This window comes from Rahnella sikkimica (genome assembly GCF_002951615.1).
Lineage (GTDB): Bacteria > Pseudomonadota > Gammaproteobacteria > Enterobacterales > Enterobacteriaceae > Rahnella > Rahnella sikkimica.
Genome location: NZ_CP019062.1, coordinates 2,684,358 through 2,703,899 on the forward strand (window position 1 = coordinate 2,684,358; position 19,542 = coordinate 2,703,899).

A 19,542-nucleotide genomic window follows, 5' to 3' on the forward strand; every position below is an offset into this window, starting at 1 on the left:
TATCAGAGATCTAACGTGCCGTCGATCAGCGTACAGGTATCACCGCCGATCCACGGCTCGCCGTCAACGAAAGTGACCGTCACGCGGCCATCGCGCTGAAGTTTAGTGCCCTGACGGACGCGGTAACCTTCTGCCATGTGAGCGCCGTCCGGGAATCCCGCCGCCTTCAGCACCCGCGCCAGACAGGCATTCGCGCTGCCCGTCACCGGATCTTCTTTCATCACGCCGTCTTCGTCGATCAGCGCCCGCACTTCATAATCTGCCGGGCCGTTTTTATCGTGCAAGCCGTAAACCGCAATGCCGTTCACGCCGAGCCGCGTTTGCAGCTCGCTGATGGCCGCTGCGTCAGCTGTGATATTCAGGCAATCCTGCGCACTTTCCATACGCACAACCAGCCAGATAATGCCCATATCCGTCGCCACCGGCGTAACGCCAGCCTGAATTTTGCCACCGCGTAGCGCGGTTGCCAGCAACGCATTATGTTCTGCCGCCAGCGGCTTCAGCTTCGCCGGAGGTGCGGAAAACGCCTGCCCGCCTTCGGCCAGCTGATTGACCCGAACCAACCCGACGCCGCATTCCTGTATCAGATGGCCCGGATTTTTAGGCTTCAGCCCGCTTTGCAACAGCGCGTACGCCGTGCCCAGCGTCGGATGTCCGGCAAACGGCAGCTCTTTGTCGGTGGTAAAAATACGCACGCGGTAATCGGCTTCCGGTGATTCCGGTTTGAGTACAAACGCCGTTTCCGCCAGGTTGGTCCAGCGCGCCATCGCGAACATTTCAGCGTCGGTCAGCCCTTCGGCATCCAGAATTACGGCCAGTGCGTTGCCTTTCAGCGGCTCAGCGGTAAACACATCAACTTGTTTAAAACGGCGCAGACGGGTCATAACGGATCCTTTTGTTCATCTTTTGGAAACGAGCGAAGTGACTGAGTCTATGAAGTTTTCTTTCGGATTTCGAGAAAAATGTCAGCTTGCGGTGGCTGACCTATGCTTAAAGCACCTCACTGTTTTTCTAAAACCCATAAGGAACAGAAAGATGCCCGCGAAGGATTTGATTGGTATTGGCATCGGCCCGTTTAATCTCAGTCTGGCCGCCATGGCGAAAGATACCGCAAAACTGAACACGGCTTTTTTTGATGCCAACCCGGAATTCAGCTGGCATCCCGGCATGTTATTGCCGACGGCCACGATGCAAACCTATGTTTTGCAGGATCTGGTGACGACGGTCGCGCCGCGCAGCGAATTCTCCTTCATCAACTATCTGGTTGAGCAGAAGAAGATTTACCGTTTTCTGGCGACCGAACAGCTGATCATCAGCCGCGATGAATTTTCGGATTATCTGCGCTGGGCGTGTGATCGCATCCCCGGCCTGCATTTTTCCGAGCCGATTGACCGCATTGATTTCGATGATAAAAAGCAGGAATTTGTCGTGTGCAGTGAGAAAGGTGAACACCGCGCGCGCAATATTTGCCTCGGTACCGGCCATGCGCCGTGGATCCCCAAACCGGCACGCGCGGCGCTGGGAGAAAACTGTTTTCACGCGGCTGAAATTGAATTGCGTGAACCGGATTTCACCGGCAAGCGTGTCATTGTGGTCGGCGGTGGCCAGAGCGGCGCAGACATTATTCTTAATGCGCTGAGCGGCCACTGGGGGGAATTCGCGGAGCTGAGCTGGTTGTCGCGACGACCGAATTTTCAGCCGCTGGATGAATCGATTTTCACCAACGAATATTTCACGCCCGAGTATGTGAATTACTTCTACACGCTGCCGGAAGACGTGCGCGAGCAGGAGATCAGAACGCAGAAACTGCCTTCCGACGGCATCAGTTATCACACGCTGGAAGATATTTATAAGCAGCTGTATCACCGGTTTGACGTGTTGCATCAGCCACGCAACGTGCGTTTACTGCCGCACCGCGCGCTGGATCATATTGCCCGCAACGCTTCCGGAGATTTCAGTTTGCAGGCGAAACATGGGCTTGAACAATGCGAAGAGCATTTCAGCGGCGATATCGTGATTCTGGCCACCGGCTATCGCCCCGGTTTACCGGATTATCTCGCGCCGATGCTCGACCGGATCCCGTATGACCACGATCAGAATTTGCCATTACAGCCTAACTTCAACCTGCGCTGGGACGGCCCGGAACAGAACCGGATTTACGCGGTGAATGCGGGGATCCACAGTCACGGCAGCGCCGAAGGCCAGCTGACGCTGACCGCGTGGCGTTCGGCCAAAATCCTGAATCATCTGCTGGGTGAATCGTTTTACGATCTGCGCCCGGTACCGTCACTGGTGCAATGGTGGTCAGGCGAATAGCGGAAACAAAAAAGCGGAGCATCAGGCTCCGCTTTCATTTTTACTGACCGTTTCATCTACACGTAAAAGTAGATCGCCATAAAGTGGCAGGCACTGCCGCCCAGCACAAAGCCGTGCCAGATAGCGTGACCAAAGCGAAAGCGTTTAGACGCATAGAAAATCACGCCCAGCGTGTACACCACGCCGCCCAACGCCAGCAAAATAACGCCACCCAGAGACAATGTCGTCGCCAGCTGATAAATCACAATCAGCGACAGCCAGCCCATGGTCAGATAAGTGATCAGCGACAGCACTTCAAAACGGTGTGCAAACGCCAGTTTGAAAATCACGCCAAACAGTGCCAGTCCCCAGATCACCGCCATCAGCCCTTTCGCCAGGGGAGAATTCAACCCGACCAGCAGGAACGGCGTGTAGGTTCCGGCTATCAGCAAATAAATCGCGCAGTGATCGAGCTTTTTCAGCCAGTATTTGGCTTTCTGATGCGGAATGGCGTGATACAACGTGGAGGCCAGATACAGCAAAATCATGCTGCCGCCGTAAACCGTGTAACTGGTGATCGCCATTGCGCTGGCGTTTTCGCTAACCGCCTGCACCAGCAATAACACCAGCCCGACAATCCCAAACAGCAATCCGACGCCGTGACTCAGGCTGTTGGCAATTTCTTCAGCCCACGGATATCCCTGTGGTGATGACTTACCCATACGATGAGAATCCTTAAAGCAAAACAATAAAATAACGTTAATCCGGCGTTGTCTATAAATTGCGCCGATAAGGAGATTAACTGAGAACGATTCCAGTGTACACATGTACGCTTAAATTGAGTATTTCCTGATGTTACAGTCTCTTAGCCAGATCATCATTTCATTACCAGAATGACCGGAATCCCTTCAATTCATTCACTTTGTTTATAATTTACCCGCATGACATTATTAAGACAGCGGCATTTTCCGCATCCAAAAACATGATTTTTTTACATCAAGGGACTAAGGTGTAGCGGAAATCTCCGATAATGCCCTTCATAATGTCGTCAATTTGACTAAGGTTTGACTATGTCCGTAGCTACTTCCCCGCTGAATTTCGGCGCAATGACCGAAGTTTTTCAGTTCCTGATGGAAATCGACAAGCTGAAAAGCGTGCAACGCCGCACTAAAGTGCTGGGCACAGAACGTCAGGAAAACTCTGCGGAACACAGCTGGCATTTCGCCGTTGCAGCCCTGTCTCTGGCACCTTTCGCACCGGAAGGCGTGGATATCAATAAAGTCATCCGCATCGCGTTAATTCACGACATCGTGGAAATCGACGCCGGTGACGTCATCGTTTATGACCTCGCTGCCCGCGCTGCCGTGCACGATCAGGAAGTGATCGCCGCCAAACGCCTGTTCGGCCTGCTGCCTGCGCCGCTGAGCACACAATTTTTAGATTTGTGGAATGAATACGAAGCCGGTGAAACGCCGGAAGCACGCTTTGCGCTGGTGATTGACCGCGTCATGCCGATGGTCATGAACCTGAATAATCAGGGTCAGAGCTGGGTAGAGAATAATATTCGTCTGGAGCAGGTTCTGGCGCGTAATTCCTTTATCGCCGAGATCCACCCGGAACTGTGGCTGCATATCCGCAGCCATCTGGATAACGCCCACCAGCAAGGGTGGCTGAAGTAATTCCTGAACTGCGCCTCCCCCTGCGAAGGGGGAGGTTGGGAGGGGGTATTGCAGGCTAACTGTTTGTCAAAGCACACTTTAACGTTTTAATTTGACCTTAATACCCCACCCCAACCCTCCCCTTCGCAGGGGAGGGAGTTTAAGGCACTGTCAGCGCCGTCGAATCGACATACGGTTTCATAATGGTATCGGCATCTTTCTGCGCCTGCTCGGCAGCGGCTTCCGGGGTGATTTTTTCGTCGTTCACCAGGGCTGCAAGCTGGTTTTCCATCGCCTGACGCACCGCAACGGTTTCGTAGGTGGAATACCACGGATACGCATATTTCAGCTGTTCCAGCGCAATCGCCGCACGCGGGTCTTTCGCCAGATAATCCTTCATTTCCGGTGTGTCATAAGACGCCATACGCGGTGAAAAATAGCCGGTAAAGCGGCTCCAGGCACCGTTCACTTTCGGGCTGACCAGATATTGCAGGAACTGGTACGCTGCTTTTTTCTGGTCGTCGGAAATCCCTTTAAAGCTCACCAGACTCGCACCGCCAATGGTCACGCCGTTGCGGATTTTGGAAGGCATCATCGCCACGCCCAGTTCGAAATCTTTGGTGTTTTCACGCATAAAGCCCAGCGCGCCGGTGCTCAGCATTGTCATCCCCAGTTTGCCGGAGAAGAACGCTGCGCTGATTTGTTTGGAATTCAGCACGCCGGAAGGCATTACTTTGTCGCGATACACCAGATTCTGCCAGAAGTGCAGCGCGCCCAGCGTGGACGGTTTGTTGTAATACACTTCGCCCGGATAATCGGCGTTGTAGTACTGGCCGCCGTTGGCGCGCACCAGCGCTGATAAGATCCAGGCGCCGTAATCGTCGTTGGTCGATGGCAACATGATGCCCCACTGGCCTTTTGCCGAATCGGTCAGCTTTTTCGAATCTTCCAGCAACTCATCCCAGTCTTTTGGCGGCGCGGTGATCCCGGCTTTGGCGAACATGTCTTTGTTGTAATAGAGAATGGGCGTCGAGTTATGGAACGGAATGGCGTAAGTCACGCCGTTCAGCTGGGCGTTCTGGCGCATGGCGGGCCAGAAGTTTTGCGTCAGAAATGGCGTCGCTTTCTGGTCGCCGAATTTGAACAATTCGTCCATCGGCAGGATTTCATTTTTGATCGCCAGATCCGCCGTAAAGTTGGCGGACATGATCACCAGCGCCGGGGGCTGTCCGGATTTCGCGGCGGCTTCGGCTTTCACTTTGGTGGTGTCGTAGTTACCGGTGAAAATCCCGCGCACTTCGACATCATTCTGTGACTGGTTGAACTCTTTGATAACGCGGGTCATTTCCATGGTCAGCTTGCCGTCAACCGGCGCAGGGAACATGAAATCGATGTTTTCTTTGGCGGACGCCGTGCCTGCGGCAATGAAGCCGATGGCGAGCGTCAGCGCACTTATTTTACGCATTGTGGTATTCATGCGTTTGCTCATAAAAAATTCTCCCGGTGCAGGTTTTGCTGGTTTTGGCCTGAAAAAAGATGAAGGTCGTGCAAAGAGAAATGCAAAGTGATGCGGTCGCCGGGTTGTGGAATATCCCCGGTATTTTCCCGCAGCTGGTTTTTACGGACATATCGGATCTTGCCAAGCGTGGTATCGGCGTGGCAGAGATACTCCGCGCCGAGCAGTTCACGATAGGTCAGCGTGGCCTGCAATTGCAGGCTTTCGCCTTCCACCGGCCGGTCGCTGATGTGTTCGGGTCTGATGCCCAGATACACGTCAGTAAGCGCCTGCGCGTGGTCAGTTTGCGGCAAATGCACCGGCTGGTTTTCGACGATCAGCACGCCAGCGGCGCACGGCAGTAAAAACAGATTCATCGACGGCGTACCGATAAACCCGGCAACAAACAGGTTAGCCGGATGCGCATACAGCGTTTCCGGCGCGCCGATTTGTTGCAGATGGCCTTTATCGAGCACCGCAATCCGGTCGGCCATGGTCATGGCTTCCATCTGATCGTGCGTGACGTACACGGTGCTGGTTTTCAGTTGCTGATGCAGCTGCATAATCCCGTCGCGCACTTCGGTACGCAGGCGCGCATCGAGGTTCGACAAGGGTTCATCCATCAGAAATAACTTCGGATCGCGCACTATCGCCCGCGCCATCGCCACGCGCTGACGCTGACCGCCGGACAATTTGCCCGGTTTGCGTTTCAGCAACGGTTCCAGCTGCAATAATCCGGCCACGCGGTCGACCCGCGCCTGATGCTGATCTTTCGGCTCATTGCGCATCCGCATGCCGAACGTAATGTTCTGCTCAACGGTCATGTGCGGAAACAGCGCGTAGTTCTGGAAAATCATCGAGAAATTTCGTTCACGCGGTGCCTGCGCAGTGATGTCAGTTCCGTCGAGCAAAATACGCCCGTCGCTGACCTCTTCCAGACCCGCCAGCAGGCGCAGCAAGGTACTTTTGCCGCAACCCGACGGCCCGACCAGCACCAGAAATTCGCCGTCGGCAATCTCAAGTGAAAGCTGATTCACCGCCGTACTGCCTTCAAACTGCTTGCTAATATTTTCGAGACGAATGCCAGACATCATTAATCATCCACCGGGCAACTGATTTGCGCGTCGTAAAGGTACGGCCCCGGATATTGCGACAGCGGATGCAGATAACTGACCAGCCCGGTTTTATCCACCAGACGGTGCATCACGCAGGCTGCCGGTTCGAGGTTATAGAACGGTGCCGGATTGTGGTGATAGTACGGAACCTGGTGCACGGTGCCGGGAATGGTGGTGATGATCGCCTGCTTGTACTGGGTGAAAATCAGGCGGTGCGTATGGCCGCAGAACACGCGAACCAGCGACGGGAAACGATCAATCAGCGCCAGCAACTGGTCACCATTTTCACAGGAAATCGCGTCCATTTGCGCGGAACCGACTTTGACCGGCGGATGGTGCATAAACACCGCCGTCGGTTTGTCACCGCCCTGCTCCAGCTGGCCTTCCAGCCACGCCAGCGTTTCCAGTGTCAGATAACCTTTCGATTCACCGGCCAGGCTGGAATCCACAAACAGCAGACGCATCGGGAAATCGTCGATGGCGTAACGCATGTTTTGCGGGTCGTTTCCGAGCTGAGGGCACAGCGGATGAAGCGCTTCCAGAAACTGCGCTTTGTCATCGTGATTGCCCGGAATGATAAACAGCGGATAACGCAGATTGCCCAGCGTGCGGCGCGCCACTTCATATTCCTGTGGCAGGCCGCAGTTAACGATATCGCCGGTGATCACCACTGCATCCGGTTGTTCTTCCAGCGCATTCAGCTGGCTGACCACTTCGGCGTTACAGCCGTTTACGTCGATAAAGTCATACAACATTCGGCCGTGGCTGCGAAAGTGCATGTCAGAGATCTGAGCTAAAAACATGGAAGACTCCTTTATTTAATCCCCGAAAAACCGAAGCTTTTCAGGAACTGTTTCTGAAAAATAATGAACGCCAGCATCAGCGGCAGGCACACCATCAGCGTTCCGGCAGTAATTAATCCCCACTGGCCGCCGGATTCCGCGCCCATCGCGAAGGACACCAGCCCGACGGTGAGCACCTGTTTGTCCGGGTCGTTCAGCACCATCAGCGGCCAGAGATATTCGTTCCAGTGATAGGTAATGCTGACCGTCGCGAAAGCGAGAATGGCGGGCCATGACATCGGGATCAGCACGCGGAATACCACCTGCCACCAGCGGCAGCCTTCCATCAGCGCGGCCTCTTCAATTTCACGCGGGATACTGAGAAATGCCTGACGCATCAGGAACACGCCAAATGCCGACGCGAAGTACGGCATCATCACGCCGGTCAATGTGTTGAGCAGCCCGAACTGTTTGAGGATCATCATGTTCGGCACCATCATGATGACCGGCATGATCATCAGCTGGATAAGCAGCAGGTAGAACAGCGTCTGTTTGCCGCGAAATTCGTGATACGCGAAGACGTAACCGGCGGTGGTAATCGTTACCAGCTGAACCAGAAACGTGCCGAACGAGAAGAAAATGGTGTTGGCGTAAAGCCGCAGCCAGTCGGCGCTGTCCCAGGCATCACGGAAGTTTTGCAGCGTCAGCGGGAAACGCGGCAACAGCGAGGCCATATCCGGCCCGAAGCTGCTTTCACTGAAAGCCGACGACAGCATCCACAGGAACGGAGCCATCCACAGAAAGGCGGCGCAGAGCAGCAGAACCGGCAACGTCGAACGACGGGCACCGCGCAGCAGCAGCCCGGAAGAACGCGGTACGGCGCGTGATTTTTGAGTCATCAATGTTTCAACGCTCATAGTGAGCCCCTCTTTCCAGTACGCGCAGATTGAGCATCGAAAAACCAAACAACAGCACCAGCGTCAGGAAGGTCGCCGCAGACGCTTTGCCTAAATCGTGTGTGTCGTTGGCAAGACTCTGGATGTAATACAGCAGCACGGTGGTGGCGTTATTCGGCCCGCCCTGCGTCATCACGGCGACGTGATCAATTTGAGTAATCGAGTAAATCAGCGCAATCGTGACCACAAAACTGATGGTCGGGCGCAGCAGCGGCAACGTGACGTAGAAGAAAACCTGCGGGCGCGATGCCCCTTCCATCAGCGCCGCTTCTCGGGCAGAAGCGGGAATCGACTGCAATCCGGCGAGGAAAAACAGCATGTAATAACCGGCGAATTTCCACACGCCGATCACGCTCAGGGCAATCAGCGCGCTGTTACTCATGCCGAGATAGTTGTTATTCATCGGCCCGAACATTTTCGCCAGGTAGTAATCAAGCAGCCCCATGCCGGGCATAAAAATGAACAGCCATAAGGTGGCGGCGCTGACCAAAGGAATGATCATCGGGAAGAAAAACGCGGTACGCAGCCAGCGGTTAAGCGAGGTGTTTTCCCACAGCGCAACGGCCAGCAGCAGCGCCAGCACGATACCGGGGATCACGGTCATCAGGATGTAAGCCAGATTATTGAGCAGCGCACGCCAGAAAACGGAGTCCTGAACCAGACGCAGATAGTTTTGCAGACCCACAAACGGCGGCGCGTCCGACGACAGACGGCTGTCAAAAAGGCTGTCCATCGCCGACTGGAATAAAGGGTAATAGGTGAAAAGAAACAGAAAAATCAGCGTCGGCAGCAGAACAAGATAAGGAAACAACAAACGGCGCATTACAGGATACCGGTCAGCCAAATAAGGTGCCTATCCTGTCGGGAATGTGTGTCAGTTACATGGCGGTTATGTGATGGTTATTTGAATGAAAATTAAGCGAATGTTACTGAACAAATGAGGATGAAAAGACCGGCATATTGCCGGTCTTAAAAGCGTTAACCCTGAACTTCACACCTCGCCAGCGCGTTCCCGGCTTTTTCCGACAACTCAAACAGGGCAGGCAAAACATGCGCCGTGGCTTTGATATATGCGCTCACCTGCGCTACGCCTTCCGGCGGCAACAGCTCCCCGCTTTCCAGCCCTTCGCTCAGGCACAGCAAACCGTGGCAAAGGCCTTCGGCAGATTCAGAGGCGACCGCGCCAAGATCATAAAGCTGGGGTTCGGTGAAGTGGCTGAGATCCAGATCGGAAATCAAAGTGCGAAAAGCGGTGATGGAGTTTTCAGGGTGCTGGGTTTCGGTGGTTGTCATTTTAAAACCTCGAGAGTGAATTTAATTTCGGCCACTCGAAACGCTAATATCGGGTGGCAGCTCAGACAGGGTTAGCGTTACCGGCACTCTCGGAAAACCGGCGCTTCCTAAGAAGCCCCCGCCTGAGCCACCATAATTTGGGGTGAGTCAAAGCGAACAGCATTATTACATATGCCGCCAAGAGATGTGATCAGAACGCTAATTCCGGCTACGGATTTTGCCGCAGCGAGGTGACTATATTCCGATGATTTTGCCAATGAAACAGACTGTATGGATTTACAGGAAGTTACTTCAATATTTGGAAGGCGTCTCGCAGGAATGACGTCTGCTCCCTCCTCTGCCAGGAAGAATTGAACCTATCTGCCTTACTAATTTAATGCCCATTCTTAAGTGGTACTATCGCGATCCTCGTATGCGAAAAGGGAACATAGGTAATGGATACAACAGAAGAGCTAAACGGGACGTATTTTTATCATGGGCATGAGAACGTGACTGTTCAGGAGCTATTTTTCCTGATTCTGATTGAGGAATTCTCAAATCAGACAGGAATGGAAACAACCGCTGCGGCACTTATGTTTTCTGGGGCTGCAATAATTCCAAAATCCAAAGTGTTGGGCAATTCAACGAAATGTACGAGCATTGCGTCTAAGATGTGCAGGAGGATTTTCAAAAATATGCGCTTCAAGAATGGTAAACGATATATGGCACCAATAGGTTTTGGGGAAATTCGCAGGACGCCTTATGTCGGGGCTTTTATTGCGCGATGGATGGCGGTATCAGGCTATGCCCAGGCCTATATCACAATGATGATCGTTGCTAAGAAAACTCGCGATAAATTCGATCTGATTGCAAGACCTGAAGATCGCATCACATGGCCGTCATTCTGATGATTGATGAAAACGAGATACTCGAATACATCACTGAGAATTACAGCGAGTTAAAGAAACCGGCGCAGAAAGATTGGACGTTCCAGCAATACTTTAATATGTTGCCGGAAGATATTGAAGATATGCTGTTAGACCTCTTCGGACGCTATAATATCGACTATTCAAATTTCAATCTCGATGATTACTTCGAACCTGAATGGCCTGTTTGGTTATTGTGGAAAAAATTCCAACGAAAAGAATATAAACCTCTCACGGTAGAAATGATTATTGAATCAGCAAAAGCGGGGAAATGGTTATATCAGTAAGGGGCGTAATGGCCCCTTTCTTATTTATGCCGTCTGGCGGTCGTTCCATGCATCAGAGAAAATAATATTCCCGTCGTTATGTTTCCACGTAATTTTTTCATACCGCAGTTCAACAGATTCCATGTGATTATCATTTGGATTATCAGAAGCCCCCATCGTTGGGGATATTGAAACAATACGAACCTTTTCTAACATCATATTGAAGTATTCAACTTCTTGTCCGGCATCGTTAATCTGGTACCAGCGAATTTCCGCGGATTCGAGATTTTGGCCCGTCGCAACTGCCTTATAGAGATACGGGCTCGATGAATCGAAATCTTTCACGACGAGCATGGATGAATGCATCCGTGTACCCGTTACTTTTCCGGTGGCACTGTCCGTTGGGATCATCACGTTATGATGAAACCCTTTAACTTCAATACTGTATTCTCTGTCTTTGACGTCCACCGCGCCCTTAATCAGGGCGCCGCCATCATCTTTTAGCCACAGGTAAGCTGGAATAGCCATTTTTCTATCTCCTTATAAAAGTTATGGCTAACTTACTCCAGCCCTGTTTAATCACAAGAAAAAAACCATTTAATTTCATTTATTACAATAACTTATACTAATTACTTATACGTCGCGCACGCTCTTTTTTGCTGAAGAAAACCCAGTCAAACCACACCAACACCCATCCTTTCCCTTGCTTCTTCATAGGTCGGCATCGATGCCGCAGCCCCTGCTCTTTCCACACAAACAGACGCGTAGGCGGAGGCAAATTGCGCGGCTTCGGAGAGCGTGGAACCGGCGGCGAGTTGCGAGGCTAATGCGCCGTTGAAGGCATCGCCTGCGCCGGTGGTATCGACCGGTGTGGCCGGGCAGGCGGCGATGATCTGCGTTTCGCCATTGACGGAGAGCAGCGCGCCCTGCGTGCCGAGCGTGACGATCAATGCCTGAATGCCTTTGGCGTGCAGCGCGTGGGCGGCGAGCTGGGCGGAAGGAATGTCATGCACCTCAATGCCGGTCAGCAATGTGCATTCGGTGGCATTTGGCGTGAGCAAATCGACCTGCGCCAGCAGGTGGTCGGAAACCGGCTGAAACGGCGCGGGGTTGAGGATAATGTACGTCCCGTTTTCCCTGGCGATGTTGATCAGTTTTTCGATAGCCGGAAGGTTATTTTCCAGCTGCGTCAGCAGGATATCGGCGGCGGCTACCGCCGGGCGGCATTGTTCGACTTCTTCGTCGGTGACCGTCAGGTTTGCGCCCGGATCAACGGCTATCATGTTTTCCGCGTCCGCACCGGCGACGTAAATCAGCGCGTTGCCGGTCGGGCATTCGCTGGTGGAAAACAGCGTAACGGCGTCGAAACCGGCGTTGTCGAGATGGCGGCGGGCGAACATGCCGAAGTCATCGCGCCCGACTTTCCCGATGTAATGCACCCGCGCACCGGCGCGCAGCGCGGCGACCGCCTGGTTCGCGCCTTTCCCGCCCGCGCCCATCATGCTGTTGCGCGCAATCAGGGATTCTCCCGGTTTGGGGAAACGCGCCATGCCAGCGACGATGTCGAGGTTGAAAGAACCAAATACGCATACCTTGCCTTTTTTCATGCCTCTCTCCTGAAAGAAAACGGTCGCGACTGCGACTGAAAAACGCGTTGTGCGGCCAGACAGGCACCGCGACAGCCGGTCTCATCGGTGACGGCGCTGAAGTGGATCTTCAGTCCGTTCGCCGGATACGGGCTGCGCAGATGACTGCGCAACTGCTGTTCGAGCTGCGCCAGCGGGAAACTCTCCATCGCCAGCACGCCGCCGCCGAGCACCAGATATTTCGGGTCCAGAATGTTCATTTCACTGGCGACCGTTCGCGCCAGACGCGCTACAAATTCGGTTAAATCCACATGTTCTGCATGACGCACAAACAGTTCGGCGAACGGCGTTTGCGGTGCGTGCTGCCGCGCCCAGCCGGTCAACCAGTTGCCGGACGTCAGTGTTTCGACGCACCCGGTTTTGCCGCAAGGGCACAGCAGCGGATTGCCTGCCAGCGGAATGTGCCCGAGTTCGCCCGCGCCGCCGTGTGCGCCGTGGTAAAAATCACCGTTGATCCACAAACTGTTGCCCAGACCGGTGCCCAGATACAGGCCGACGGCGACATCTGGCAGCGTGTCGTGCTGAAGTAAATCCCACCACATCAGATGGTTAACGTCTTTATCCATCGTCACCGGCAGATGTAGCCGCTGCGCAAGCTGCTCCGCGACCGGCTGATTATCCAGCGCAGATATAAACGGCAGCGATAACACGGTTTGCCGGTCACGGGATAAGATCCCCGGCAAACCGAGCATCACCTGCGCCACCTGATGATGCGGATCCTGCGCATCCAGATACCCGCGGATCAGCGTTTCCAGCCCGCTCAGCGGATCGCTTTGCCCTGCCCAACTTTGCGTCGGGGTTTTGTGGTAGCCGCGAAAATTTTGCTGGCTGTCCATCAGCATTAAACGGGTATTGGTGCCCCCGACGTCCACTCCAAGAAAATGCGGCATACGGCTCTCCTGCCCTCAGGCTGCGTGACGCGCCTGACGCATCTGATCGAGCATTTTGTCCCAGGCAATATCCAGATCGCTGTCGAGCGTAAACAGGCCCGAACTGCCGACGATCAACACTTCCGCGCCCGCAGACATCAGATCCTGATACGTCCGCAGGTTGCAGGATCCGTCGATTTCGATCAGATAGCGGTAGCCTTTTTGCTGTTTGAGATCGCGCAACTGGGCAATTTTCCCCAGCATTTCCGGGATGAACGGCTGCCCGGCGTAGCCCGGATCGACAGTCATGACGGTAATTTTATCCAGCAGATGAATATAGTGCTGGATGTATTCCACCGGCGTCGCAGGGTTAAGTACCACGCCGACCTTTTTGCCCAGAGAACGGATCTGGTTGATGATGCGGAACGCGTCGCGGTTGATGGTTTCGGCGTGCGGGCAGATGAAATCGGCACCGGCTCTGGCTATCGGTTCGATAAAGTCGGACGGATTTTCCACCATCATATGCACGTCCAGAATCAGCGGCGTATGCGGGCGGATCTGTTCGATAAAGAACGGCGACAGCGTGATGTTTTTGACGTAATGGCCGTCCATGATGTCGATGTGCAGCATGTCAGCGCGGCGGTTCAGCACCTCCAGTTGCTGTTTGATGTCTATCAGGCTCATGCACATCAGCGACGGAGAAATTTTGTATTCCATGATGTTTTCCTAAGGTCAGAGGCTATGAAAATAAGCTTTAAAAATAAGGATTAAGGTTGTGCAGCCCGCGCTTTCGCGGCGCTCATGCGTCCTGCGCGTTTTTGCAGGAAACGGGCACGGAAGAATTTCAGCGCCAGCACCACAATCAGTACCGCGCCCCACATCGCCAGGCTGAAATGCGGGCTGACGTTCATCAGGTTCAGGCCGGTGGAAATCACCTGGAGGACAATCAGCGAGAGCACCACGCCCGCCACTTTGCCGAATCCGCCGTTCGGGTCGGTGCCGCCTAAAATGATCGCCAGCACGGTCAGCAGCAGGTAAGAATCGCCGTAGCCCATACGCGCCGAGTTGAAGCGCGCCATCATCACCAGTCCGGCAATCACGCATAACATGCTGGAAATCACATAGATGGCGATGAGCACGCGGTGCGTGTTGACGCCGCTGAAATGGGTGGCGTTGATGTTGCTGCCGCTCATGTAGATGTATTTGCCCAGGCGCGTGCGTTCGAGGAATACTGCGATGAGCACCGCCGTCAGCAGGAAGATAATCAGCGGAACCGGTACGCCGAGCAGCGTTTCCGCGCCGATAAAGCGCACGATGTCAGGCATACCGCTGATGGCCGCGCCGCGTGAAAGATAGATACCGACGCCGTTCACCATCGTCATGGTGGCGAGCGTGACCAGAATCGGATGCGCGCCGACGTAGGCCACCAGCGCACCGGTCAGCATGCCGATGACCAGCGCCAAAATCATTGCGCCGACCAGCGCCACCGTCAGCCAGACCGCCTGCATCGCCATGCTGGCATCGGGCGGCAGCCAGGTCAGAAACACCCACGCCATCAGCAGGCTGGTCAGGTTAGCGGTGGCGATAATGCACAGGTTCAGGCCGCCGCTGAGGATCGGGATAAACATCGCCAGCGTCAGCAAACCGAGTTCCGGCAGCTGAAACGCGACACTCATAAAGGTGGCGTCACTGAAAAATCGCCCCGGCATCGCCAGGCTGAAACCGATAATGACCACCAGCAGCAACAGCGATAATCCCAGTGTGGTGCTGTCTATTTTCAGGGAAGCTATTTTCAGGGAAGCCATTTTCAGCCGTGGCCGGGCTTTAAGATTCACATTTCTGCTTTTCGCGAACATAGCGGTTTTCCTCAGGCGAAGCCGACTTCGGTTTCTTTGCGTTTCTTGTAATGGGTGACGGTGATGGCCGCGACAATCACCACGCCGATGACGATATTCATGAAGTAGCTGGAGACGCCAATCAGGTTGAGGCCGTTTTTCAGCACGCCAATCAGGAACACGCCCATCAGTGTGCCGACCACGCTGCCTTTGCCGCCGTTAAGGCTGGCGCCGCCGAGCACCGCAGCAGCCAGAACATCCAGCTCGCCGCCGACCAGCGCATTCGGCACCACTTCGCCGACGCGGTAGACCTGAACCAGCCCGCCAATCGCCGCCATTGCGCCGAGATAGCCGTAGGCAAACAGGTGCAGCAGACCAACGCGGATGCCAATGCGGCGTGCGGATTCCTGATCACCGCCGACCGCAAACAGCTGACGGCCCAGATGCGTTTTGTTGAGTAAAATCCAGCTCAGCGCTGCCACCGCCAGCATCACGACAACCGGCAGGCCAATCTGATAATGCTGCTCGCCGACGCTGAACGGCAGGACGCGGATCGGCGTGGTCAGCCAGTCCGGCAGGTCGTAGAGGCTGGTGCCGTTGGTCAGCCACATCAACATGCCGAACAGCAGCGACTGCATGCTGATGGTGACGATGATCGAGACGATACGCAGACAGTAGATCAGGATGGCGTTGATCATCCCGAGGACGGTGCCGATGGCGATCGCCAGTAAAATGCTGCCGGTCGGGCTGCTCAGGCCGTAATGAATGGCCAGCGTGGCGATGAGGTACTGCACGACGGAAGCGACCGCCGCGAAGGAAATATCAATGCCACCGGTGACTAGCACCACAAATAAGCCGAGTGCAAAAATGCCACTGACGGCGTAGCTTTCGGTCAGATCGAGCAGGTTCTGAAGCGTCAGAAACTGATTGGTGAGCAGGGAAAACGTGACGATAACCACCAGCAAAACCCAGGCTAAATAACCTTCGTTGCTGGACGGGCGTAACCGGCTGAGCTTAAGCATTGACCGCCTCCGCAAGCTGTTGCTGAGTCATCGCGCCCGGAAGATATTCGCCCTTCACCGTGCCTTCGGAGAAATGCAGCACGCGGTCGCAGTTGAAATACACTTCCGGCACTTCGTCGGAAATCAGCAGGATCGAAATGCCCCCTTCCGCCAGCTGATGCACCAGCTGATAAATACTGGCTTTCGCGCCGACGTCCACGCCGACGGTGGGTGAATCGAGGATCAGGATTTTCGGCTGCGTCAGCACCCATTTTGCCAGCACGATTTTTTGCTGATTGCCGCCGGACAGCGTGGAAATCGCCTGATCCGGGTTCTCGACTTTGACGCCGAGTTTTTCGATCCACTGCTGGATGATCTTGTTTTTGCGGTATTCGTCGATCAGATGAAAACGGCTTCGCAGCTGATCCATGATCGCCAGCACAGTGTTGTCGCCGACCGATTGCTGCTGGATCAGTCCCAGCGTCAGCCTGTCTTCCGAGACATAACCGATGCCGGATTTGATCGCATCTTCGTGGCTGCGAAAACGTACCGGTTTGCTGTCGAGGTAGATTTTGCCGCTGTCCGGTTTGGTCATACCGAACAAGCTGAGTGCCAGTTCGGTGCGCCCGGAACCAAGCAGGCCGCACAGGCCAAGCACTTCGCCAGCGTGCAGCTTGAAACTGACGTCGTGGTACTGGCCTTCGCGTGTGAGTTTGTCGGCTTCCAGCATGATGCGTTCGTCATTCATGTTGGCGGCTTTCAGGCGGTAATCGAGTTTGAGGCCGGTCATCAGCTCGGTCAGGCGTTCGCTGCTGACTTCCGAGGCCGGGAAGGTGCCGACTTTTTTGCCGTCACGGATGACCGTCACGCTGTCGGAAATCTCCAGCACTTCATCGAGACGATGGCTGACGAACACCACGCTGATGCCTTTGTTTTTCAGGTAATGCACGGTGCGCAGCAGCTGATTCACTTCGGTGCGGGTCAGCGAGGCGGTCGGTTCATCCATAATGACTAACCGCGCATCGGCGACCAGCGCGCGGCAAATTGCCACCTGCTGGCGCTGGGCAATCGGCAGCGCCGACACTTTGCTGTCGAGATCTAAGGTGTAATTAAGCTCGGTCAGGATGCGCTGCGCGGTGTTGCGCAGGCGTGACGGGCGATACCAGCCCATCAGCCCTTGCAGGTTGTGGTCGAACGCGATGTTTTCAAACACGCTCAGGTTCGGAAACAGCGACAGATCCTGATAGATCACCTGAACGCCAAACTGCCGCGCCTGATCCGGGCTGAGTTTGCTGAACGTCTGAAGCCCTTGCGTGGCAGAACCCAGCGTGATCCGGCAACCGTTGTCCGGCTGATAAACCCCCGAGATCACTTTGATCAACGTACTTTTACCGCAGCCGTTGGTGCCCGCCAGGCAGTGAACTTCCCCCGGCATCAGCCGCAGGGAAATGTCGTTAAGCGCGCGCTGTCCGCCAAAGGTCACCGACAGATTCTGTACATCAATCAGCGGCGTGTTGTCTGTTTGAATGATCTCGGAGATTGCCATGATTACAGCCCCATTTTGACCAGTTTCGGCAGGTTCGCTTTATCCAGACTTTCGGTTTCGTTGCCCAGAATGGTGCGCGTGGCTTCATCGACTTTCACTTTGCCCATGCCTTCGATGGTCATGCCGTCAGTGATTTTTTCGCCTTTTTCCAGCTTCTCGGCGATGCGTACGAAGACTTCACCGGCCACCATCGGGTTCCAGATAAAGCCGCCTTTGATGGCACCGGCTTTCACCAGACTTGCGCCCTGACCCGGACTGAATGGCCCGAAGACGCAGATATCATCGGTTTTGCCGCGGTTAAGCACCGCGCGGCCTGCGCCGATCGGGCCTTGTGAACCGATCGCCAGAATGCCTTTCAGGTTGGCATCTTTGGACATCAGGTCGTTGGTGGTACGGATGCTGTCATCAAGTGATTCGCCGACACCGAATTTGTCGCCGACCAGATGCATGTTCGGGTAATGTTCTTTCTGATAATTGATGGCCGCGTCGGCCCATTTCTGATGCAGAGGCACGGTCAGGCTGCCGACGAACACCGCGTAATCGCCTTTTTCTTTCATACATTGTGCGAGGGCGACCATGTGGGTAATGCCGTGCTGCGTGGCGTCGACCATTTCAAAATCCCAGTCGGCGTATTTCTGATCCGGCGATTCATGCACGATGACTTTGATCCCGGCGTCGTGTGCGCGTTTCAGCACCGGCTCCAGCACGCGGGCATCGTTGGGCACCACGCCGATCACATCCACTTTCTGGGCGATCAGATCTTCAATCGCACGCACCTGCAAGGCCGGATCGGCGCTGGTCGGGCCGACCTGCCATGCGTCGATCCCGCGTTTCGCCGCTTCGCTTTTGATCCCGGCTTCCATCGCGTTGAACCAGGCGTTACCGCCGACTTTCACCACCACGCCCATGCGAATTTTGTCAGCGGCGTGTGCTGACAGGGACAACATGGCTGTGGCGAACAGGCAGGCAAGAACGGATTTCTTGATCATGTTTACTCTCCTGGGAGGTCAGTTATTTACCGCAGCAAACGGGCCGTTGCGGTTGTTTTTAGTTTTTTTCTGTAGGGGTGACGGAGAAACTTCAATCACGTTAACGTTGCTCCAGGCCAGTTCCTGGCGGAATTCCTCATCCTCGAGATGGTCTGTTATCAGTGTGTCGATTTCCCGGTAGTGGCAGATCCGCGCAAAAGAGCGGCGGCCGAATTTGCTGGCGTCAGCCAGCAAAATTTTGTGCTCGGAGGAAAGCAGCATTTGCTGTTTCAGCCGCGCGTGATGCTCGTTGCTTTCACGGATCCCGCCTTCGTGGCTGATGCCGTGGCACGAGAAAAACAGTTTGTTGATGACGAACTCTTTCAGCATTTGCTCGGCCAGCACGCCGACGAAATCTTCGTATTTCGCCGAATATTCACCGCCTAAACCGATGGTGCGCACATTGGCTTTCACCGACAGCGTCTGGATGATCTGCACCGAGTTGGTCAGCACCACCAGCTGAATATCGGGCAACTGGCGCGCCAGATACCAGCTTGTCGAACTGCTGTCGAGCAGCAGACAATCCCCCGGATTAATCAGTTGCAGCGCGCGTTTGGCGATGCGCATTTTGCTGTCCGGTGACTGATTGCTGCGGTCACGAAACGATTCGCCCTGTTCAATCTGCGACGGCACATAGGTCTTTTCGCCCGCCGAATGTTCCGTAAAGACCGCGCCGCCGTGGCTGCGTAACAGCACGCCACGCTTTTCCAGCAGCGCCAGATCCCGCCGCGCCGTTTCCAGCGAGATACGGCATAACTGCGCGACTTCCTGCACCAGAATGCGTCCGCGCTGGGTGAGAATTTCGGTAATAAAACGATGTCGCTCTACAGGCAGCATGGGGTGTTTCCTCTT

Annotated in this window: 21 protein-coding genes; 4 read left to right on the top strand and 17 right to left on the bottom strand. The window is 54.6% G+C overall.

The window, feature by feature from the left end:
• Positions 1 to 2: 2 nt before the first annotated feature.
• A complete protein-coding gene (locus BV494_RS12480) occupies positions 3 to 884 on the bottom strand; it encodes a PhzF family phenazine biosynthesis protein (protein WP_104923162.1) in 882 nt (293 codons plus the stop codon).
• 151 nt (positions 885 to 1,035) lie between these two features.
• Between BV494_RS12480 and BV494_RS12485 the strand changes: the two genes are divergently transcribed.
• Positions 1,036 to 2,316: a lysine N(6)-hydroxylase/L-ornithine N(5)-oxygenase family protein gene (locus BV494_RS12485; RefSeq protein ID WP_104923163.1), complete on the top strand. Its 1,281-nt coding sequence runs from the start codon at positions 1,036 to 1,038 to the stop codon at positions 2,314 to 2,316.
• Positions 2,317 to 2,372: 56 nt separating this feature from the next.
• On the opposite strand, the gene trhA is transcribed toward BV494_RS12485, so the two are convergent.
• Positions 2,373 to 3,017, bottom strand: a complete 645-nt coding sequence (trhA, locus tag BV494_RS12490) for a PAQR family membrane homeostasis protein TrhA (RefSeq protein ID WP_104923164.1) — start codon at positions 3,015 to 3,017, stop codon at positions 2,373 to 2,375.
• A gap of 348 nt (positions 3,018 to 3,365) precedes the next feature.
• On the opposite strand from trhA, the gene BV494_RS12495 reads away from it, so the two are divergent.
• The gene (locus BV494_RS12495) at positions 3,366 to 3,974 is read left to right on the top strand and encodes an HD domain-containing protein (RefSeq protein WP_104923165.1); all 609 of its coding nucleotides are present in this window, start codon (positions 3,366 to 3,368) and stop codon (positions 3,972 to 3,974) included.
• 139 nt (positions 3,975 to 4,113) lie between these two features.
• Here the strand turns inward: BV494_RS12495 and BV494_RS12500 are convergent, their stop codons facing one another.
• From BV494_RS12500 to BV494_RS12525, 6 genes are all read right to left on the bottom strand, one after another.
• Positions 4,114 to 5,418, bottom strand: coding sequence for an ABC transporter substrate-binding protein (locus BV494_RS12500; protein WP_104924790.1), 1,305 nt, complete (start codon positions 5,416 to 5,418; stop codon positions 4,114 to 4,116).
• Between the two features lie 20 nt (positions 5,419 to 5,438).
• Complete coding sequence (locus BV494_RS12505) at positions 5,439 to 6,539, bottom strand: ABC transporter ATP-binding protein (protein WP_192938162.1); 1,101 nt, start codon at positions 6,537 to 6,539, stop codon at positions 5,439 to 5,441.
• Positions 6,540 to 6,541: 2 nt separating this feature from the next.
• Entirely contained in the window at positions 6,542 to 7,366 is an 825-nt protein-coding gene (gene gpdQ / locus BV494_RS12510) for a glycerophosphodiester phosphodiesterase GpdQ (RefSeq protein WP_104923167.1), read from the bottom strand.
• Positions 7,367 to 7,377: 11 nt separating this feature from the next.
• On the bottom strand, positions 7,378 to 8,262 hold the full coding sequence (locus BV494_RS12515) for a carbohydrate ABC transporter permease (protein WP_101075372.1): 885 nt from the start codon (positions 8,260 to 8,262) through the stop codon (positions 7,378 to 7,380).
• Positions 8,252 to 9,124: a carbohydrate ABC transporter permease gene (locus BV494_RS12520; protein ID WP_104923168.1), complete on the bottom strand. Its 873-nt coding sequence runs from the start codon at positions 9,122 to 9,124 to the stop codon at positions 8,252 to 8,254. The genes BV494_RS12515 and BV494_RS12520 overlap by 11 nt, the downstream gene beginning before the upstream one ends.
• Before the next feature lie 155 nt (positions 9,125 to 9,279).
• Positions 9,280 to 9,594 carry a hypothetical protein gene (locus BV494_RS12525; protein WP_104923169.1) on the bottom strand — a complete coding sequence of 105 codons (315 nt, stop codon included), beginning with the start codon at positions 9,592 to 9,594 and terminating at the stop codon, positions 9,280 to 9,282.
• A 434-nt stretch (positions 9,595 to 10,028) separates the two neighbouring features.
• Between BV494_RS12525 and BV494_RS12530 the strand changes: the two genes are divergently transcribed.
• Both BV494_RS12530 and BV494_RS12535 read left to right on the top strand, forming a co-directional pair.
• Entirely contained in the window at positions 10,029 to 10,481 is a 453-nt protein-coding gene (locus BV494_RS12530; protein ID WP_104923170.1) for an STM2901 family protein, read from the top strand.
• On the top strand, positions 10,466 to 10,786 hold the full coding sequence (locus tag BV494_RS12535) for a DUF1493 family protein (protein WP_226789973.1): 321 nt from the start codon (positions 10,466 to 10,468) through the stop codon (positions 10,784 to 10,786). Before BV494_RS12530 ends, BV494_RS12535 begins: the two co-directional genes overlap by 16 nt.
• Positions 10,787 to 10,810: 24 nt before the next feature.
• Here the strand turns inward: BV494_RS12535 and BV494_RS12540 are convergent, their stop codons facing one another.
• From BV494_RS12540 to BV494_RS12580, 9 genes are all read right to left on the bottom strand, one after another.
• The gene (locus BV494_RS12540) at positions 10,811 to 11,293 is read right to left on the bottom strand and encodes an Hcp family type VI secretion system effector (RefSeq protein ID WP_104923171.1); all 483 of its coding nucleotides are present in this window, start codon (positions 11,291 to 11,293) and stop codon (positions 10,811 to 10,813) included.
• A gap of 146 nt (positions 11,294 to 11,439) precedes the next feature.
• Entirely contained in the window at positions 11,440 to 12,372 is a 933-nt protein-coding gene (gene rbsK / locus BV494_RS12545) for a ribokinase (protein ID WP_104923172.1), read from the bottom strand.
• Positions 12,369 to 13,301, bottom strand: a complete 933-nt coding sequence (alsK, locus tag BV494_RS12550) for an allose kinase (protein ID WP_104923173.1) — start codon at positions 13,299 to 13,301, stop codon at positions 12,369 to 12,371. Before alsK ends, rbsK begins: the two co-directional genes overlap by 4 nt.
• A gap of 15 nt (positions 13,302 to 13,316) precedes the next feature.
• Positions 13,317 to 13,997 carry a D-allulose 6-phosphate 3-epimerase gene (gene alsE / locus BV494_RS12555; protein ID WP_104923174.1) on the bottom strand — a complete coding sequence of 227 codons (681 nt, stop codon included), beginning with the start codon at positions 13,995 to 13,997 and terminating at the stop codon, positions 13,317 to 13,319.
• 50 nt (positions 13,998 to 14,047) lie between these two features.
• On the bottom strand, positions 14,048 to 15,085 hold the full coding sequence (locus tag BV494_RS12560) for an ABC transporter permease (RefSeq protein ID WP_192938164.1): 1,038 nt from the start codon (positions 15,083 to 15,085) through the stop codon (positions 14,048 to 14,050).
• A 62-nt stretch (positions 15,086 to 15,147) separates the two neighbouring features.
• A complete protein-coding gene (locus tag BV494_RS12565) occupies positions 15,148 to 16,137 on the bottom strand; it encodes an ABC transporter permease (protein WP_104923176.1) in 990 nt (329 codons plus the stop codon).
• The gene (locus BV494_RS12570; protein ID WP_104923177.1) at positions 16,130 to 17,662 is read right to left on the bottom strand and encodes a sugar ABC transporter ATP-binding protein; all 1,533 of its coding nucleotides are present in this window, start codon (positions 17,660 to 17,662) and stop codon (positions 16,130 to 16,132) included. The genes BV494_RS12565 and BV494_RS12570 overlap by 8 nt, the downstream gene beginning before the upstream one ends.
• 2 nt (positions 17,663 to 17,664) lie before the next feature.
• Complete coding sequence (locus BV494_RS12575) at positions 17,665 to 18,651, bottom strand: substrate-binding domain-containing protein (protein ID WP_439958361.1); 987 nt, start codon at positions 18,649 to 18,651, stop codon at positions 17,665 to 17,667.
• Positions 18,652 to 18,669: 18 nt separating this feature from the next.
• The gene (locus BV494_RS12580; RefSeq protein WP_104923178.1) at positions 18,670 to 19,527 is read right to left on the bottom strand and encodes a DeoR/GlpR family DNA-binding transcription regulator; all 858 of its coding nucleotides are present in this window, start codon (positions 19,525 to 19,527) and stop codon (positions 18,670 to 18,672) included.
• Between the last annotated feature and the right edge of the window lie 15 nt (positions 19,528 to 19,542).